The sequence below is a fragment of the Tritonibacter sp. AK171 genome (assembly GCF_030127025.1).
Lineage (GTDB): Bacteria > Pseudomonadota > Alphaproteobacteria > Rhodobacterales > Rhodobacteraceae > Epibacterium > Epibacterium mobile.
The window spans coordinates 257836-274566 of record NZ_CP126134.1 but is presented as its reverse complement, the minus strand read 5'-3'; the positions used below and the strand labels follow the sequence as shown (position 1 = coordinate 274566).

General features: G+C 58.3%; 16 protein-coding genes, 1 tRNA gene and 1 pseudogene. 10 read left to right on the top strand and 8 right to left on the bottom strand.

What is annotated here, in order from left to right; genetic code table 11:
• Nucleotides 1-141 precede the first annotated feature (141 nt).
• The 5 genes and pseudogenes from pnuC to QNI81_RS14760 form a co-directional block, all read left to right on the top strand.
• On the top strand, nt 142-741 hold the full coding sequence (gene pnuC, locus QNI81_RS01340) for a nicotinamide riboside transporter PnuC (RefSeq protein ID WP_283967105.1): 600 nt from the start codon (nt 142-144) through the stop codon (nt 739-741).
• The gene (locus QNI81_RS01335) at nt 738-1730 is read left to right on the top strand and encodes an AAA family ATPase (protein WP_283967104.1); all 993 of its coding nucleotides are present in this window, start codon (nt 738-740) and stop codon (nt 1728-1730) included. The genes pnuC and QNI81_RS01335 overlap by 4 nt, the downstream gene beginning before the upstream one ends.
• A gap of 178 nt (nt 1731-1908) precedes the next feature.
• Nucleotides 1909-2301: an ACT domain-containing protein gene (locus QNI81_RS01330; RefSeq protein ID WP_283967103.1), complete on the top strand. Its 393-nt coding sequence runs from the start codon at nt 1909-1911 to the stop codon at nt 2299-2301.
• An 824-nt stretch (nt 2302-3125) separates the two neighbouring features.
• Nucleotides 3126-4148, top strand: coding sequence for a restriction endonuclease (locus QNI81_RS01325; RefSeq protein WP_283967102.1), 1023 nt, complete (start codon nt 3126-3128; stop codon nt 4146-4148).
• 274 nt (nt 4149-4422) lie between these two features.
• Nucleotides 4423-4701: pseudogene (locus QNI81_RS14760) on the top strand (nuclease-related domain-containing protein); the annotation flags it as partial.
• Between the two features lie 361 nt (nt 4702-5062).
• Here QNI81_RS14760 and QNI81_RS01320 read toward each other — a convergent pair.
• The 7 genes from QNI81_RS01320 to QNI81_RS01295 form a co-directional block, all read right to left on the bottom strand.
• Nucleotides 5063-6138 (bottom strand): IS3 family transposase gene (locus QNI81_RS01320; protein WP_283966187.1). Its coding sequence is split into 2 segments (ribosomal slippage): nt 5063-5889 and nt 5889-6138, totalling 1077 coding nucleotides; the frame shifts between segments, so codons are not numbered across the junction.
• A gap of 29 nt (nt 6139-6167) precedes the next feature.
• Entirely contained in the window at nt 6168-6596 is a 429-nt protein-coding gene (locus tag QNI81_RS01315) for a hypothetical protein (protein WP_283967101.1), read from the bottom strand.
• Nucleotides 6593-7135: a DUF6932 family protein gene (locus tag QNI81_RS14755; protein WP_502999757.1), complete on the bottom strand. Its 543-nt coding sequence runs from the start codon at nt 7133-7135 to the stop codon at nt 6593-6595. The genes QNI81_RS01315 and QNI81_RS14755 overlap by 4 nt, the downstream gene beginning before the upstream one ends.
• Before the next feature lie 894 nt (nt 7136-8029).
• A tRNA-Arg gene (locus tag QNI81_RS01310) sits at nt 8030-8106 on the bottom strand.
• A 275-nt stretch (nt 8107-8381) separates the two neighbouring features.
• Nucleotides 8382-9767: a sensor histidine kinase gene (locus QNI81_RS01305; RefSeq protein WP_283967100.1), complete on the bottom strand. Its 1386-nt coding sequence runs from the start codon at nt 9765-9767 to the stop codon at nt 8382-8384.
• 17 nt (nt 9768-9784) lie between these two features.
• Nucleotides 9785-11200, bottom strand: a complete 1416-nt coding sequence (locus QNI81_RS01300; protein WP_283967099.1) for a dihydrolipoyl dehydrogenase family protein — start codon at nt 11198-11200, stop codon at nt 9785-9787.
• A gap of 3 nt (nt 11201-11203) precedes the next feature.
• Complete coding sequence (locus QNI81_RS01295) at nt 11204-11941, bottom strand: TVP38/TMEM64 family protein (RefSeq protein WP_283967098.1); 738 nt, start codon at nt 11939-11941, stop codon at nt 11204-11206.
• Between the two features lie 427 nt (nt 11942-12368).
• On the opposite strand from QNI81_RS01295, the gene rpmH reads away from it, so the two are divergent.
• From rpmH to yidD, 3 genes are all read left to right on the top strand, one after another.
• Nucleotides 12369-12503: a 50S ribosomal protein L34 gene (gene rpmH, locus QNI81_RS01290; protein ID WP_005632162.1), complete on the top strand. Its 135-nt coding sequence runs from the start codon at nt 12369-12371 to the stop codon at nt 12501-12503.
• A gap of 33 nt (nt 12504-12536) precedes the next feature.
• A complete protein-coding gene (gene rnpA, locus QNI81_RS01285) occupies nt 12537-13004 on the top strand; it encodes a ribonuclease P protein component (RefSeq protein ID WP_283967097.1) in 468 nt (155 codons plus the stop codon).
• A 132-nt stretch (nt 13005-13136) separates the two neighbouring features.
• Nucleotides 13137-13397, top strand: a complete 261-nt coding sequence (gene yidD, locus QNI81_RS01280) for a membrane protein insertion efficiency factor YidD (RefSeq protein WP_168595064.1) — start codon at nt 13137-13139, stop codon at nt 13395-13397.
• Nucleotide 13398: 1 nt separating this feature from the next.
• Here yidD and QNI81_RS01275 read toward each other — a convergent pair whose 3' ends face one another.
• A complete protein-coding gene (locus QNI81_RS01275) occupies nt 13399-13947 on the bottom strand; it encodes a DUF3833 domain-containing protein (protein ID WP_283967096.1) in 549 nt (182 codons plus the stop codon).
• 134 nt (nt 13948-14081) lie between these two features.
• On the opposite strand from QNI81_RS01275, the gene ttcA reads away from it, so the two are divergent.
• Both ttcA and QNI81_RS01265 read left to right on the top strand, forming a co-directional pair.
• Complete coding sequence (ttcA, locus tag QNI81_RS01270) at nt 14082-14969, top strand: tRNA 2-thiocytidine(32) synthetase TtcA (RefSeq protein WP_039982583.1); 888 nt, start codon at nt 14082-14084, stop codon at nt 14967-14969.
• Nucleotides 14970-15036: 67 nt separating this feature from the next.
• A complete protein-coding gene (locus QNI81_RS01265; protein WP_283967095.1) occupies nt 15037-16581 on the top strand; it encodes a putative bifunctional diguanylate cyclase/phosphodiesterase in 1545 nt (514 codons plus the stop codon).
• The last annotated feature ends 150 nt before the right edge of the window (nt 16582-16731 follow it).

Genomic DNA, 16731 nt, shown 5'->3' with positions numbered 1-16731 from the left:
CTCCTTGCAGCAAGACCGGATTCTGTAAATCAGAGCCGGTGCGCCTTAACCGCATGCGCTGCGACTTTCACAACTTGGCAGTTGCATCGCGGCAGCCTGTTTTGGTTTAACCTGCCTGTAATTTCTGAGCAGGATACGAATATGTTAGAGTTTTTTTGGGGCATGGTCGGAAGCCGCCCCGTTGAGTGGATTGCGGTTGTCTGCGGGATTTTGAACGTCAGCCTGATCATCCGGCGCTCCATCTGGAACTACCCATTTGGTTTTGCAGTGGTGACGCTCTACTTCTTTATCTTCTGGGAATACCGGCTCTACAGTGACGCACTTCTGCAAATTTACTTTTTCATCATTCAGATCTACGGCCTTAACATCTGGCTGAAAGGACGCGCTCAGGACGGTCGCGTCGTCGTTGCGCCCTTGCGTAGCGCCACCTTCGCACTTTACCTCGGTGCCACCGCTGTGGTGTGGTTGCTCGTTGCAACCTTGATGGCGACCTATACCGATGCCGCCGCACCGTTCTGGGATGCTGCCATTGCAGCGCTTAGCATCTCTGCGCAATTTCTCTTGTCGCGCAGACACCTGCAAAGCTGGTACTTGTGGATCGCGGTAGATATCTTGGCGATTGGCCTCTTCTACACACGCGGGCTGGAACCAACAGCTGCCCTTTATGTGATTTTCTTGGGGCTTGCGATCACAGGATTGATCCAGTGGCGCCGGGCACCAATTCAGCACGCTGCACCATGACAACGCACGGTTTCTTGCTTGGGAAGTTCATGCCGCCGCATGCGGGGCATCTGTTCTGCGCCGAAGTGGGTAAAGCGCGGTGCGATGTAATGACCGTGCTGGTCTGCAGCCATGACGCAGAACCGATCAACGGGCACTTGCGCGCCAAATGGATGCGGGCCTGCCTACCGCATCCTGAATATCGCGTACTTCACCTACATCGCGACATCCCCCAGGCACCTGAAGATCACCCCGATTTTTGGCAGATCTGGCGTGCGGCCATCACAGAGTTCCACCCCGAGCCAATTGACTGGGTGTTTGGATCGGAAGGATACGTCCACCGTCTCGCGCAAGAGGTCGGCGCGCAGCCCTTCCCAGTGGATTCTGAACGCCGAATTGTTCCTGTTTCCGCCACCGCCATTCGACAGGACCCATGGGCGAAATGGGATCATGTGCCCGGCCCCGTGCGCAGCCATTATCAGCGTCGCCTCGTTTTGCTTGGCGCAGAAAGCACCGGCAAAACCACATTAGCCCAAACCTTGGCCGCCCGGCTCTCGGCAGCGCCGGTCCCTGAATACGGTCGTGAATATGACGCGGTGTTCCGACATGGGCAAAAATGGCACGCAGCAGATTTCGAAGCCATTGTCGCTGGCCATATCGCGGTGGCAAACTCAATCGCAAAACGTGGCGGCCCAATTGTTGTTGAGGACACCGATGCGGTCCAGACATTGGTCTGGGCTGAGGCCTTGCTCGGACAGATTCCAGAGATGCTTGTCGATCAGGCAAGAGCCGCCGTTGCAGGCAAAACCTACCTTCTGCTCGATCATGCGGTGCCATGGCAGGATGACGGAACGCGCTACTTTGCCGACACCGCGCACAGGGGATGGTTCACCGACCGGCTCATCACATGGCTCGACACGTTTGGCGCAGATTGGCAGCTTATCGAAGGTGAGGATTGGCTCGCACGTACGGAGGCTGCGGTGGCCCAACTGGACGGGCTCACCCCGTAACCCCCAATGGGTATCCCTTTGTTCAGCACGGACTCTTTTGCGAATACCCACTTGGAGATGCAGAGCAATAGGCTTACGCTAAGAAGACGTACCATCTTGGAAGATGAAGCTCCCACTTTGAGACGGCACATTGCAGCCGGGAATGTCCTTCTTCAGTTCAACTGTGGAAGGCCGTCACATGAACAATGCTCTGAAAATACACTTCGTTCCGGGGCGCTATGCTGTCTCACGCCTCGCCCCCAATGCCACCATTCCGGATTGGTTCAATGGCCCTGCCTTCAAGGCCGTTATCTACTCTGACGACGAGACAACCATTGTTTGTCTCGAAGATCGCGTTCCGGCTAAAATTGAAACAGAAAAGGGATGGGCTTGCTTGCGTACGATTGGCCCCTTCCCGTTTGATGCGGCAGGGATCGTTCAGTCTTTGGTCACGCCACTCTCCACCAATGGCATTGGCGTCTTTGTCATCTGCACATTTGACGGAGAGCATGTGCTGATACCTGCCTCGGACACCAAAAAGGCCAGCCAGGCTTTAAAAGCGGCAGGTCACGACTGCCAGCAACCGCGCTGAGCCATCTGCTCTACAATGAGAGCAACGGAAGCACAGGCCAACTCGCCCGTCAGGCATCCGATCACCTCGGTTTCGATCTCATCTTGGATGACAAGGGGCACAAAATCGACGACGTCCATAACCAAATGCGCAGCCGCGACATCCAACCTTTGCCCTCGGCTACGCCTGCGGGCCGCACCAACCCGGTCGAATAGCATTGCCTCGCCCCCTCCCGCGTTCGCCCGCCGCTTGAAACTTGGGGCAGATCAGCAGGAACAGGCGACATCAAAGTCTGAACCTGCAAATCAGCCCTGATTTTCCGAATGGAAGGTCAGATCAACGCAACAAGCCACACGGCAAAACAGTGGATTGGGTCAGTTTATGACGCCTAAGTCAATTTCGTCTGACGTTCAACAAGGGGTGTGAAACGTCGGACACCTTTGACTCAATCAACGGTCAAAATCTGAGGGAACAGCAGAGACGCGTATTTCAAATCTGACCCAAACGTCAAGCATTTCTGACCCAGAAGACCGCGTATATCGATAAGCGCGCTTACCTGCGCCAGGAACTAGCGGCCCTGTCCGGACTTCCGCCGGGATGATCATCACTGCAGTGCAGCTTCCCCGAAGCGGTCATCTATAGCTTTATGCAGCATCGTCGGCAGGCCAAGGACAGCAGTGCGGAGCGTGAAGCTGCCGTTTCGGCATCAGCAGCCAGCCGGAATGACCGCCCAGAGCGGATGCAGGTGCCTGTGGCTACCTGGAGCAGATTGGGACTTTGCGGCTTTTTTTCTTGCTTCGACGCTGCAGAAGCCATTGACTAGATAAAAATTTTGAGGTGCCGTTTTGAAACAGATTTCGCGGGTATGGGGCGTCCATATGGGCGAGCACGTCGGCAATCGCCCATTGGACGAGGGCTATGTCGCAATAGGTTGGTCAGCCTTAGGCGACCCAAGGCAATACGCAGACCGGGAAACAATCAAGGCCGCGCTGGCTGAGCACTACCCGGACAAGAAGGCCGGGTCGCGGCCGGTGGATGCAGGCATACTATATCGCTTCGCTTACGAAATGCAGGCGGGCGACATCGTTGTTTATCCGTCAAAACACGACCGGATGGTCAACATCGGAAGATTTACCGGCACCTTTGACCATATTGCTGATGATCCCGATGACTACCCGAACCACCGCGGTGTGGAATGGATTTTGCACTTGCCCCGAAACGAGTTTGGGCAAAGCGTCCTCAATGAGATCGGTGCGTTTATCACTGTCTTCTTGATCCAAAGAAGTGCGGACACATTCCTCGGCAAACTAGGTGTGTCCGGTTCCGCAGGAGTTATGCCCGAGGATGAACCTGCCGTTGAAGTAGAGGACGACGATACAGCGACAGTCGCAGTCTCCAAGCAGGCGGAGCTGACGACTGGGGACTTTATTATCCGTCAAATCATGACCAAACTATCAGGCTACGAGTTCGAGGAGTTCGTCGCGCATTTGCTTGAGTGCATGGGGTATACCGCGCGCGTCACGCAACGCTCGAACGATGGCGGGGTCGATGTGATTGCGCATCGTGACAAGCTTGGGTTCGAGCCGCCGATTTTGAAAGTTCAGTGCAAGCGCAAGACCGATCAGACACCCCGCCCGGAAGTGGACCAATTGCTCGGAACCTTGGGAGAAGGCGAGTATGGGCTGTTCATTGGACTGGGATCATTCAGCCGTCAATCCGTGGAATTGGAACGAAACCGCCCCAAGCTCCGCCTGATTGACGGCGAGCAATTTGTGGAGCTTGTGATCGAAAACTACTCCAAGCTGTCGCCGCGCTACAGGACCATGCTCCCTTTGAAGCAGATCTATGTGCCCGATCTCCCAGGGTGAAGGTTCCAGAGGTCATTTCTATCCACACCCGTCGGCGCAGCGCAAAAGGCGGAGTTCGACCCACGGGCGACCTTGGGCTGCCGCATGCCGTTGACCGAAAGCGGTCGGTCGCGTCACGCTGTTATCGTATTTCAGCTTTTAGCCCACGCTTCATTTCGCATTATGCTCAGATTTAGATGGCCATTGGACGGAGAACATAAAGCCCTTGGAACTAGTTTTGGTTTTGCTCGCGGTCGGCGTAGCAGTTCTTTACTTCTACCTGAATTCTCCCACAGTGATTGGCGCAGAAGGCGAACGACGCGTTAATGCGTCGCTCAGCCGAACACTAGATGAACAGAATTATATCCTCCTAGAAGATCTCACCTTGCCAACCAACCATGGCACGACACAAGTCGACCATATCGTCTTGTCACGTTTCGGTGTTTTCGTGATTGAAACCAAGAACATGTCAGGATGGATTTTCGGTAGCGAAACTCAAGGACGTTGGACGCAGGTCATGCGTCGCCATAAATCACAGTTTCAGAATCCCCTTCGTCAGAATTACCATCACGTAAAAGTCGTCCAAGACTTGCTTGGTATCAGGCTAGATCAACTAGAAAATCTTGTAGCATTTGTCGGCTCAGCGGTACCAAAAACTGCAATGCCAGCTAACGTGTTTTGGGACAGACGAGAGCTATCGAACTACATTGCCTCGCGGACAGACGTTCGGTTCACTGAAAATGAGGTTCGCGATTTTGCCCGCATACTCCGCAGCAGCGCTTTGGATTCCAACAAGGAAACGCGGCGTGCGCACGTCCAGCACATCCGTGAAAAAACCAATCAAAAAGAAACTGATCTCACGAAATGCCCCCGATGTAGGTCGAAGATGATCGAGAGAGCCAATCGAAATGACCTGCCCCCCACTGGTCCCTCGTTCATGACGAGAGTCTGCGGGTTTGATTTTGGTAGTCGTCGGTTTCGGGCTTGGCAAGCGCGCCGGGCGCGGAGCCCTCAAATTGCTCAAGCGTCCGGCGGGCGTCGTCCAGGGTGTCAAATATCTCCTCGTTCAGCAGTTCGTCGCGCAGGCTGCCGTTGAATGACTCGATAAAGGCGTTCTGCTGCGGCTTCCCTGGGTCGATATAGTGCCACGGAATTGCGTTCTGATCGGCCCACCTCAGAATGGCCCGGCTCGTGAACTCTGTCCCGTTGTCGCTGACTATGCATCCGGGTTTACCGTAGATCCGCACCAGCGCATCCAGCTCACGCGCAACACGCGCGCCGGAGATGCTGGTGTCAGCAATCAGGCACAGGTTTTCGCGGCTGCAATCGTCTATCACTGCCAGGATGCGGAATTTCCGGGATGCCCCGAAGCTGTCAGCCAGGAAGTCCAGAGACCAGCGCGCATTGGGATACGCAGCCTCCGGCATCGGGGAGCGCGTTCCACGGGACCGCTTGCGGCCGCGCCGCCGCTTCACTGACAGCCCTTCTTCCCGGTAGAGCCGATACAGTTTTTTGTGGTTCATTCTCATGCCCTTGCGCTCAAGCAACACGCCAATCCGGCGGTAGCCGAACCGGCGCCGCTTTCCGGCGATCTGCTGCATCTCATTGCGGATCTCAGGGCAGTCCGGCGGGCGTTCGCGCCGGACTGTCTTTGGGTCGACACCGACAAGCCGGCAGGCCCGGCGCTGCGAGATGCCGTGATCCCGCATCGCCCTGAGCGCTGCCTCTCGCCGCTTGGTCAGCGTCGTCAGTTCTTTCCCAGAAGATCCTTCAGAACCACATTGTCCAGCATCGTATCGGCCAGCAACCGCTTCAGCTTGGCGTTCTCGTCCTCCAGCGCCTTCAGCCTCGCGGCCTCCGACACCTCCATGCCGCCGTACTTGGACTTCAGCTTGTAGAACGTTGCAGGGCTGAGCCCGTGCCTGCGGCACACCTCCGTCGTTGGTATGCCTGCCTCTTGCTCCTTGATCATCCCGATGATCTGCGCCTCGGTAAAACGGCTCTTCCGCATTCGTCTGCTCCTTAAGGGTTGGGCAGACTCTACATCATGGTGAGGGATTTCGCGGGGGGCAGGTCATCTGGCACTTCCATCTCGAAGCCGAATGAGCCTAAAGCTGTGCCAGTAATCATCAAAGGGAACTGCGCCTTGTCTGGAATTGGGCCGGAGTAACGCAATCTCGAATTGATACCCGCAAGAATAGCGGAAAAAGCGTCATGAAAAGCCGTAGCTGCTTTTCCGGCGAAATCGGCGGAAATGGCGTGACTTCCGATGACCGGCTCACCGCGAAATGTTAGGGCAAGCTTCTCAGGTTCCGGCCGAGCATCCGGCAGAAGCATGAGGTTGCTATTCAGCTCCGCTAGTCTTTGTTCAATGCTGAATCGGTCAATGACATTCTCCTCCGGTATTTCGTCGAGAATAGATTGAACTTGCTTTATTTCAGCTTTGAGGTTTTCGGCGCGCGTGCTCATGGTTTAAAACCTGATGCTGTCACCTGTGCGAGGGCTGTTTGGGCCGCAGAATCGTTGACAGGGTCTAATGGAAGCTGCGCAAACCCCTTCCAGAGGCCGTCACGCCGATGCGACCAAAGACTATACCAATAGCAGACGTTTGGAATTGTAACCTGATGCAAGCTAAAAACATGCGCATCGACCTTATACTTTGCCTTGGTAGCGTTTTTGTCCATTAGCGGTGCCAGTGCAGGTAGTAGCGAAGCCTGAGAGGTTCCAGTTGGTATCACAATATAGGTTACCACATCGACATCATTTGGGGGCCGACTTTGGTTGGTTTCGATGTCCTCCAAGAAGCTGCCATTAACCCATTGAAAACCATCAACGATGCCGGTTGCGTAGAGGTCTGCACGGTAGTCGATGAGGCCTTCTAGTATTGCTGCTCTCTCGGGGGAAGTAGCAAACCTGTTAACAAGGTCGTGCAGCGAAACTGCGTAGGGCGAACGGTCAGGGCCCGCTGGACTAGCTCCCGGTCGCACAGGGGGCAGAGCTCCAGCCATGTTCCAATTGGGTAAGCTCAATGATCTATCATATCTTTTTGGTCACACGGGAAAAGATGCTATTCAGCCAGTCGCGCAACCACTGAGAGTTAATCACATTAGGATTCCGCTGTGCAAGGGTGACGCTTTTCACTTCCTCTTCTCGCGGGTCCGCCTTGGCGTTAAAAGGCAGCTATGGCGGGCCGCGCCGCAGCATCCGAGGAAGCCTTTCGACGTCTCAATTGGGCCGGTCGGAACACACATCTCGCCAGGGAGACCTCAGCTTTGCAAAGGTCGCTATCTGCGCTTTGCCGACCTCTGAGCTGAGCGCGGCATCGCCCTGGTCATCGGAGCCGTTCGAAGGTCCGCTCTCAGGAGATCGTTCGCGCTTGCAGCAAAGGTATCGCTGCACCTTGCATGAGTGTCGTATTCGGGCTGGCTACGGTCATCGATGCGGGTATCAGCACTAGCGGTTGGGTCCCAAACCTGTGAACTCAGTTTTCAAAATTGAATGACCGCAACACGGAGGCGGGCCTGATGGCCCCGCCGCTTCTGTTTTGTGGGCCAGCGGGATTTGGACAAGCCAAACGCCCCTGGCCGTCAGGGAGAGGGTGCTACCCTCCCCCTCGGGCAATCCGATTAGACCGGGCCGTGTCCCGTGTCCTCGGCTGCGCCTGCGGGCCGCACCAACCCGGTCGAATAGCATTGCCTCGCCCCCTCCCGCGTTCGCCGGCCTTTAGAAACATCGGGCAGATCAGCAGGAACAGGCGACATCAAAGTCTGAACCTGCAAATCAGCCCTGATTTTCCCAAAGGAAGGTCAGATCAACGCAACAAGCCACACGGCAAAAACAGCGGATTGGGTCAGTTTATGACGCCTAGGTCAATTTCGTCTGACGTTCAACAAAGGGGGAAGTGGCGGACCGAGGAGGATTCGAACCCCCGACCCCTTGATTCGTAGTCAAGTACTCTATCCAGCTGAGCTATCGGTCCACTGAGGGCGGGGTTTATAGCTGGCCCTCGACGGGCGCAACCCCAAATCAGAACTTTTTTGAACCATCTATGACAGCGCGCCCTGTTGATCGCTCCGAGGGTAGAGATTCTCCTAGCAGAAAGGAGACCCTTGGAGGATGCCGCCGTCGCAATAAAGAGCATTCAGGCCACGGCTTAGACCGGTCAGCGTTTGTTCACCAAAGACCCCCGCAAAGAACTCTGTAATTGCCCCGGCTGACATCATCGCAACCACCCAAACCCAGCAGATCAGAGAGTTAAACCGCGCCATCGCCTTTGGGCAGGCAAATCTCAAACACCGTGCCTTCTGGGCCGGTTTTGCCCAGCGTCAGTTGTCCGCCGTGCCCTTTGACCAGTTCCGCCGCAATCGCCAGCCCAAGTCCGGTACCGCCCTTGCGCGCACCGCCCTGAAACGGGGTGAACAGATTGTCGAGCGCCTTTTTCGGCAGACCGGGGCCATCATCGGCCACTTCGATCCACCACGCATCCTCTTCTTCGCGCAAGGACACCGTAACGCGCCCATCACGCCCTGTGGCGATGATCGCCTGCCGGGCATTGCGCACGAGGTTCATGATCACGCGAAAGATCTGTTCCTTGTCGCAGCGGATCATCGTGGGCAGCGGCACAGTATTGGCGATCTCCACCAACACATCAGAGGCGACGAGGTTTTCACTCTCTGCCACATCATCAATGATCTCACTGAGGCACACCCGGCCAAATGTCGGCGCCGGTTCTTCGGCGCGCCCAAAGGCCAGCGTGCCCTCGCAGAGCGACACCGCGCGGGTGATGGAATTCACCAGCTTCGGCGCCAGACGTCGCACAAGGGGGTCTTCGCTCATCTCGATGCGGTCGGTGAACAGTTGCGCCGAGGTGAGGATATTGCGCAGATCATGGCTGATCTTGGCCACCGCACCGCCAAGCTGCGCCAGCCTCTCGCGCTGCTTTAGCGCATGGGTCAGCTCGGTCTGGAGCTTTTGCAACGCCTCTTCGGCTTCGCGCAGCTCGATCACCCCGGCCTTCGGAGTAATGATCCCACGTGCATCTTCGGGCGCGGCTGCATAGCGCTGCATATAGCCAATCACACCCTTGATCGGCTTCACCAGCACCATGCGCACCGCGATAAACAACAACACCGCCGTCAGCACAGAAATCACCGCCGAGAGCAGCAGGATACGCAGGCCATAGTCGATCATTGCCGTCCGCAGCGGACCGGTCTCCATGGTGATCTCAATAAGCAGACCCGCATCCCGCACCGGTGCGCCGATCACCCGAATGATGTCGTTGCCCGGCGTCGAAAGGCGCATCAACGCATCGCCAATCAGGGTCAGCGCGCTGGCGTCGCGCAGATCAAATGTCGCACCAATCGGGCGCGGGATGGGCGAGGACAGCACCAGTTGGCGCATCTCGTCGCGTCGAAGCACCACGTTATAAACGCCCGCATTCTCCAACAGCTCCCGCTCTAGGCTGCTTTCGATCATGTCATCGGCCAACAGCGCAAGCGAGGCGATCTGGGCCCGCTCCAGACGGTCCTCCAGATAGTCCTGCCGAAACCGAGAGATCGAGGGGACAAAGATCAACACCTCGGCCAACATCACGAAGACCGTTGTCAGGATCAGGAATCTGCCCGAAAGCGTGTTTAACATCAGTCCCCGTTTTCGCCTCAGGGTAGCCAGCGCTGCACCAGCCGGACAACCCGTTTTATGCCGGAATTTTCAAATAGTCTCGGTGAGAAATACGCCCCCGCGACCCGTTTGTTAAGTTCCGCGATTGTTGGATAAGGCGCAACCATTGCGGCGATTTGGCTCATCTTCATCGCATTGGCAATGGCAAGCGACCATGTGGCGATCAACTCTCCGGCCTGATGACCGGCAATGGTCGCCCCCACCGGGCGGCCCCTGACCACCATCACCTTAATGAAACCACGCGCCTGACGGGTCGCAATGGCGCGGTCGTTGTGGCCGTAGTCAAACCGCGCCACCTCCAGTCGCCCCTCGTATTTTTCGCGCGCCTCAGCCTCCGTAAGCCCCACTTGGGCGATCTCCGGATCCGTATATGTGGCCCGCGGGATGTGGTCGCCCTTGGCCTTGGCGGGCAGGGCAAACAGCAAAGAGCGGATAATGACACTGGCGTGATAACCCGCCAGATGGGTGAATTGCCCCTGCCCGGCCACATCCCCGATGGCGTAGACTTTGGAATTGCTGCTGCGCAGGTCCGGCCCGACCTTGATACCGGCGCGTGTGACATCGACCCCTGCTGCCGCAAGGTTCAGCCCGTCGATATTGGGCTTGCGCCCCACCGCCACCAAAAGATGCGAGCCAGAGACCGTCCCGGCGCTGGTCTGCACCACGATCTTGCCTGCCTCCTGCCGCACAGCCTGCGCTGCGGTGTGTTCGCGAATGTCGATCCCCTCGCCGCGCAAACGCTCCAGCACAAAGGCTGCCGCCTCCGGGTCATCGCGCCCCAGCGCGCCCTGCGCCTCAAGCACCGTGACCTTACTGCCCAGACGGCGATGCGCCTGCGCCATCTCCATGCCGATCGGGCCGCCGCCAATCACAATCAGATGCGCCGGACGTTCTTTGAGATCCCACAGCGTTTCATTGGTCAGATAGGGCACATCCTCCAACCCCGGTATCGGTGGCACAAACGGGCTGGACCCCGTGGCAACCACGATCCGCCGCGCGGTGATCCTTGTCTCGCCAGCCTCCACCTCATTGGGGCTGACAAACCGGCCCTGTTCACGGATGACCCGCACGCCAAACCCTTCAAACCGCTCTTGACTGTCCACCGGCGCGATGGTGTCGATCACCTCCTGCACATGGCCCTTGGCGGCGGCATAATCCACCTGAGGCGCATGATCCGCGATGCCAAACGCCGCGCCATGTGCCTGTGCATGGGCCATATGGCCACTCGCCAGCAGCGCCTTTGACGGAACGCACCCGTAGTTCAGACAGTCGCCGCCCATCTTGTGCGCCTCAAGCAGCACCACATCGGCCCCCATCTGGCTTGCACCCGCCGCCAGCGACAGCCCGCCGGACCCCGCACCGATAATAAGCAGATCACATTTGATCGATTGCATCTCTCAGACCTCCGTCTTGCCGCGCAGGGCCTTGATGACAATGGGCAGCGCCGCCAGGGCACACAGACCAAGGATCGGCCCCAAGACATGCGGCTCCCACAAAAGGCTGAGGTTCGGGTTTTCGCCGCGATCAAACACCTCGCCTAAACCGACACCAATCCATGTGAACACAATCGCCCCCGGAATGATGCCCAGCGCCGTGGTCCAGAAGAAATTCCACAGCTTCACCCCCACCAGCGCCGGCAGGAGGTTCGCGACAAAAAACGGCACCGCTGGCACCAGACGCAACAGCAGCAGCACCTCGATCTCGGTGTCATGGAGCGCAGCTTTCAACCGTTGGACACGGCCTTCGCTGGCCGCCATCTTGGCCGACAGTGTCGCCCCCAACCCCCAGCGCGCGGCCAGAAAGATCGCCATCGCCCCAATGGTGGCGGCGATCACGTTGAACGCGGTGCCCGCGATCAGACCAAACAGGAACCCCCCGGTCATTGACGCCACCGCCGCGCCCGGCAACGAAAAGGCAACAATCACGATGTAAGCGGCCAGAAACGCCAACACGAGCCCCACATAGTTCTGATCCCGAAATGCCAACAGCGCCTCGCGGTTGTCACGCAGGGTTTCAAACGACAGCACATCCCCGAGGGTCACAGCCCCAATGATGGCAACGACCGCCACGAGGGCCAAGGGCACATGTCTGGCCCAGGTCTTTTGGGGCGGGGAGGGCGGGGTTTCGCTCATCATCTCATATTCCTTACGCGGGCTCTGCAGGCATCCGTCGGTGCGGGTGCTCTTTTGCTCTAGCGCTCTAGATGTGGAAATGGCGAGAGCGCTGCAGCCTCTCTCACGCCCGCTTGATGACGGCCTGCCGTTTCGTGATGATCCGGGCCCTTCGATGACAGAATTGAAACATTTCCTCGACGTTGCGCGCTGTGCATTTTGGTGTAAGTGATTCCCTTCGATGACGTGTCACCGCCGCGCCATTGGGCGATTTGCCCCGTTCGATCGCGCCGCGCCTTGCGTTTTTTAACAGAAATATGGCAGCAGGCGCTGAAATTGCCCGCATGGGGTTTGACAGCCGGGCATCAGGCGTCTAGAGACCGGGCTTCGAGATAGACCCCGGGGGGCGATTCCGCGCCGTACCCGATGACAACATTTGGAGACCGGAGCGATGAAACGCACCTATCAGCCTTCGAACCTGGTTCGCAAACGCCGCCACGGCTTCCGTGCGCGTATGGCCACCAAGGCAGGCCGCAAAATCCTGAACTCACGCCGCGCACGCGGTCGTAAGTCCCTGAGCGCATAAGTTTTCGCGCTCAAACGACTGGTTCTGACGGACATGACACCGCCGGAGGCTCCCATGGACGGCAAAGCTGACCAGGGGACACAGCCTCCGGCGGTGTCCGTTTGCGCATCTGCCACCCCCAAAACAAGCCGCGCCCCGCGCCCGTCCAAGCCTGCAAAGATTCGGGCGGGAATGGAACTCTTGACCAAACGCGGCGATTTCCTCGCTGCCGCCCGCGCGCGCAAGCAGGGCACAAGGTCGATGATGGTGCAGGGACGCAAGCGCGGCGACGATGATCCGTTTCGGGTTGGCTTTACCTGTTCCAAAAAGGTCGGCAACGCGGTGATGCGCAACCGCGCCAAACGGCGCTTGCGTGAAATCGCGCGGCTGCTGTTGAAAGAGCACGGCAAACCCGGCTGGGATTATGTGCTGATCGGACGCGCAGGCGAGACCACCACCTGCCCGTTTGAGCAAATGCAAAAAGACTTTGCCTACGCGCTGCGCAAAATCCACGGCTCCTGACAGCGGGAGGCTCCCGCCCGTGTCGGGTGCATTAAAATGCCCCCTCCCCCGTTGGGCCCAGCGCCGCTGCGCGGCGCGATCTGCCGCCCCATCAAAGTTGCGCTGTCAGATCCCAGCGCTTATGTCGGTGTCATGCGCTTTCTCGCCCGTCTCATCGCCCTCCCCGTCCGCGGCTATCGGCTGCTGTTCAGCCCATGGGTGGGCTTTAACTGTCGCTATCAGCCGACCTGTTCCGCCTACGCGCTGGAAGCGCTGGAGAGACATGGCCCCCTCAAAGGCACATATCTGATGCTACGCCGCATTGCCCGCTGCCATCCCTTTGGCAGCTCTGGCTATGATCCGGTGCCCGGCGCCGACCCTGAGCATGACCGCTGCTGCGGCCACGACCACTAGGTCACTGGCGTTTTTCAAAGAAGATCGTAACCTCGCCCAACGTCACGCCAAAGCGCTGCATGTAAGCGATATTCAATAGACGCCCATCCTCCTGAAGCCACATCCAGTCGTCAAAATCGACCCGCATGCTGTCGCCATCGGGCATCGGCAGATCAATGGTGTAGGTCCAGTTAAACGTGTCTCCGACCTCGCGCCCCTGCGCCTGCCCCTGCACCCCTTCGGCGGTGCCAACCCATTGATCCGCGCCAGCTTTCGTCAGCACCCAGTTGCGCGTCTCGCTTGAGCCATCCGCATAGGCGAACCGCTCGTTCAAGGTGAGCTGCTCGCCATCCCATGCGCCGTCGATATCCACTTTGAACCGTCGCCGCACTGTGCCAAAGCGATCCTTGAACTGACCGTAGGCCACTGTTTTTCCGGCAAAATAGTCCTCAAGATTGAGCTGCCGATCGCTGAGTTTTGCATCCCCCAGCGAGGGCCGCCCGCAATTGGCAAGCCCCAGCATTGCCAGCACTGCAGTCACCATCAGCGCCGCGCGCCATATGTATTTCATCGCGCTCTCTCCCTGCTGTTACATGAGGGAATACGCGCCATCCCCCCGCGTGGATCGAAAGTCTGCGGATCTTTTGCGCAGGCTTCATGCAGGTTTTACTTGGCAAGCCCTCAGACAGGCGCTACGGGGCGCTTATGCTGGACCAGGACATCGACGACATTCACCCGCTCTTTCACGGCGCGCCGCAGACCACCGAGTTCAAAAAACTCCGCAAACGTATCGTGCGCTACACGCGCGAAGCGGTGGAGCAATATGGCATGGTGGAACGGCGCGAGGACGGCTCTGTGCCGAAATGGCTGGTCTGCCTTTCTGGCGGCAAGGACAGCTACACCCTGCTGGCCGTGCTCTATGAACTCAAGTGGCGCGGGCTGTTGCCGGTGGATCTGCTGGCCTGCAACCTTGATCAGGGGCAGCCGGGGTTTCCCGCCACGGTGCTGCCGGAGTTTCTGGAAAAGATGGGTGTGCCACACCGGATCGAATACCAGGACACCTATTCCATCGTGATGGACAAAGTCCCGCAAGGACGCACCTATTGTGCCCTGTGTTCGCGCCTGCGCCGTGGCAATCTCTACCGTATTGCGCGTGAGGAAGGCTGCTCCGCCGTGGTGCTCGGCCATCACCGCGATGACATCCTTGAGACGTTCTTTATGAACCTCTTTCACGGCGGTCGTCTGGCCACCATGCCGCCGAAGCTGGTTAATGAAGAAGGCGATTTGTTTGTGTTTCGCCCCCTTGCCCATGTGGCCGAGGCCGATTGCGAGAAATTTGCGCGCTCGATGAATTATCCGATCATCCCTTGCGATCTTTGCGGCAGTCAGGACGGGCTGCAACGACAGCAGGTGAAACAGATCATTGATACATGGGAATCAAACAGCCCCGGACGGCGTCAGGTGATGTTCCGGGCGCTGATGAATGCGCGCCCGTCGCATCTTCTGGACCCTAAGCTGTTTGATTTTGCCGGGTTGGCGCTTAAAAATTTCGAAGATGTGACGGAATCCGAGGAAATCCCGCAGCTGCGTTAACTCCTCAGTCAGACCCGCGATTTAGTCTGTGCTTGCACCACCGGCGAAGTCGAAAGGTCTCGAACTCATGAATTTTCCGTATTCACGTCTCCTACAGCGGGTCAGAGACGGAATCTCGCAAGTGGTGTTCGGCCCGCCGATGCTGGCCTTCCTGCCTGCGCTCACCCTTGGGGCGTTCTGGTTTGGTGGCGAAAAAGCATTGGTGGCGGTGGCGCTCGGCCTGCCGCTGACATTTGCCCTCTTTTCTGGTTTCTCCCGCAAACGCGTGGTCACACCGGGGCGTGACGGCTTGACGGGTCTGTTGCTGGCGTCCGGGTTTGAAACCCACACGCGCGACGTTTTTAATCGCACCGAGGACAGCGGCCTGAAATCCGCGCTTCTGGTGATCGAGATCGACGATTTTGACGAATTGATTGGCGCGCATGGTCAGGATGCCGGGGATATCGTGATGCAACGCGTCGGGGAGCGAATCCGTTCGGTTTTGCGCCATCGCGACACCGTGGCCCGGCTGGGGCGCAACCGGTTCGCGATTTGCCTCACCCCGATCATGCAGCTTGATCTTGAGCTGTGCATCCAGCTTGCGGGCCGGTTGCAGTACCGCGCCGAAGAACCCATTCCCTTTGGCGGCACCTCTCTCTTTGTGTCCTGCTCTATCGGCATTTGCCAGCGCCACCGCGTCCCCAAGGATGCAGGCAGCAGCTGGCTGGAGTGCGCGGTGGCCGCGCTCGACGAGGCGCTGATCGTTGGCCCCTCCAGCATCCGTGCCTTTTCCAGCGATACGCATGTGCACCTCAACCGCACGGATAACCTGCTGGAGGACGCCGCTTCCGCGCTGCAAAATGGCATGATCCAAGCATGGTTCCAGCCGCAGATTTGCACCGATACGGGCCGCGTCTCCGGGTTCGAGGCCCTTGCGCGCTGGTGTCATCCGGTAAAGGGCATGATCCCGCCCTCGGCTTTCCTGCCCGCACTGGAGCAAGCTGGCCTTTTGCAAAAGCTCAGCCAGGTCATGGTGCAACAGGCGCTGACTGCGATCAAATCATGGGACGCTGCTGGCCTGAAAGTGCCGTCGGTTGGGGTCAACTTCGCCACTGACGAGCTGCGCGACCCTGCTTTGGTTAACCGCATTCGCTGGGAACTTGATCGCTTCGGCCTCACGCCCGACCGGCTCACCGTCGAGGTGCTGGAAACCGTGATGACCGATCAGCCCGACGAGGTTGTGGCGCGCAATATCACAGCGCTTGGCGAGATGGGCTGCCACATAGATCTCGATGATTTTGGCACCGGTCATGCCTCGATTGCCTCCGTGCGCCGCTTTCGGGTCTCCCGGATCAAGATTGACCGCTCCTTTGTGACCAAGGCAGATCACGATCCCGAACAGCAGAAGATGATCGCCGCCATCCTCACCATGGCGGAGCGTCTGGACCTCAAAACCCTCGCCGAAGGGGTGGAAACCGCAGGCGAGCATGCGCTCTTGGCACAATTGGGCTGCGACCACGTACAGGGGTTTGGTATTGGCCGCCCGATGCCCTTCGACCAGACGCTCGATTGGGTGATAAATCACGAGGCTAAGCTGCAAGACGCCCCAGCCATCGGTCGCCAGCGTCACTGACAGATTTCACTGACAGGTTTCACTGACGACAGATACCACGCCTTCGCCTGGCTATCGCGGGGCAATCTAGGCGTGGCAAAAACGGCGAATCCCGGCGGCTGCAATACACGTCCGGAGACGCCCCCCTCTTATGCAACGAGACAGGCGGGC

What these genes read in the sequence shown, in the direction of transcription:
- pnuC (WP_283967105.1), top strand. Translation starts at nt 142, where the DNA reads ATGTTAGAGTTTTTTTGGGGCATGGTCGGAAGCCGCCCCGTTGAGTGG.
- QNI81_RS01335 (WP_283967104.1), top strand. Translation starts at nt 738, where the DNA reads ATGACAACGCACGGTTTCTTGCTTGGGAAGTTCATGCCGCCGCATGCG.
- QNI81_RS01330 (WP_283967103.1), top strand. Translation starts at nt 1,909, where the DNA reads ATGAACAATGCTCTGAAAATACACTTCGTTCCGGGGCGCTATGCTGTC.
- QNI81_RS01315 (WP_283967101.1), bottom strand. Translation starts at nt 6,596, where the DNA reads ATGAGCACGCGCGCCGAAAACCTCAAAGCTGAAATAAAGCAAGTTCAA.
- QNI81_RS14755 (WP_502999757.1), bottom strand. Translation starts at nt 7,135, where the DNA reads ATGGCTGGAGCTCTGCCCCCTGTGCGACCGGGAGCTAGTCCAGCGGGC.
- QNI81_RS01305 (WP_283967100.1), bottom strand. Translation starts at nt 9,767, where the DNA reads ATGTTAAACACGCTTTCGGGCAGATTCCTGATCCTGACAACGGTCTTC.
- QNI81_RS01300 (WP_283967099.1), bottom strand. Translation starts at nt 11,200, where the DNA reads ATGCAATCGATCAAATGTGATCTGCTTATTATCGGTGCGGGGTCCGGC.
- QNI81_RS01295 (WP_283967098.1), bottom strand. Translation starts at nt 11,941, where the DNA reads ATGATGAGCGAAACCCCGCCCTCCCCGCCCCAAAAGACCTGGGCCAGA.
- rpmH (WP_005632162.1), top strand. Translation starts at nt 12,369, where the DNA reads ATGAAACGCACCTATCAGCCTTCGAACCTGGTTCGCAAACGCCGCCAC.
- rnpA (WP_283967097.1), top strand. Translation starts at nt 12,537, where the DNA reads ATGACACCGCCGGAGGCTCCCATGGACGGCAAAGCTGACCAGGGGACA.
- yidD (WP_168595064.1), top strand. Translation starts at nt 13,137, where the DNA reads ATGCGCTTTCTCGCCCGTCTCATCGCCCTCCCCGTCCGCGGCTATCGG.
- QNI81_RS01275 (WP_283967096.1), bottom strand. Translation starts at nt 13,947, where the DNA reads ATGAAATACATATGGCGCGCGGCGCTGATGGTGACTGCAGTGCTGGCA.
- ttcA (WP_039982583.1), top strand. Translation starts at nt 14,082, where the DNA reads ATGCTGGACCAGGACATCGACGACATTCACCCGCTCTTTCACGGCGCG.
- QNI81_RS01265 (WP_283967095.1), top strand. Translation starts at nt 15,037, where the DNA reads ATGAATTTTCCGTATTCACGTCTCCTACAGCGGGTCAGAGACGGAATC.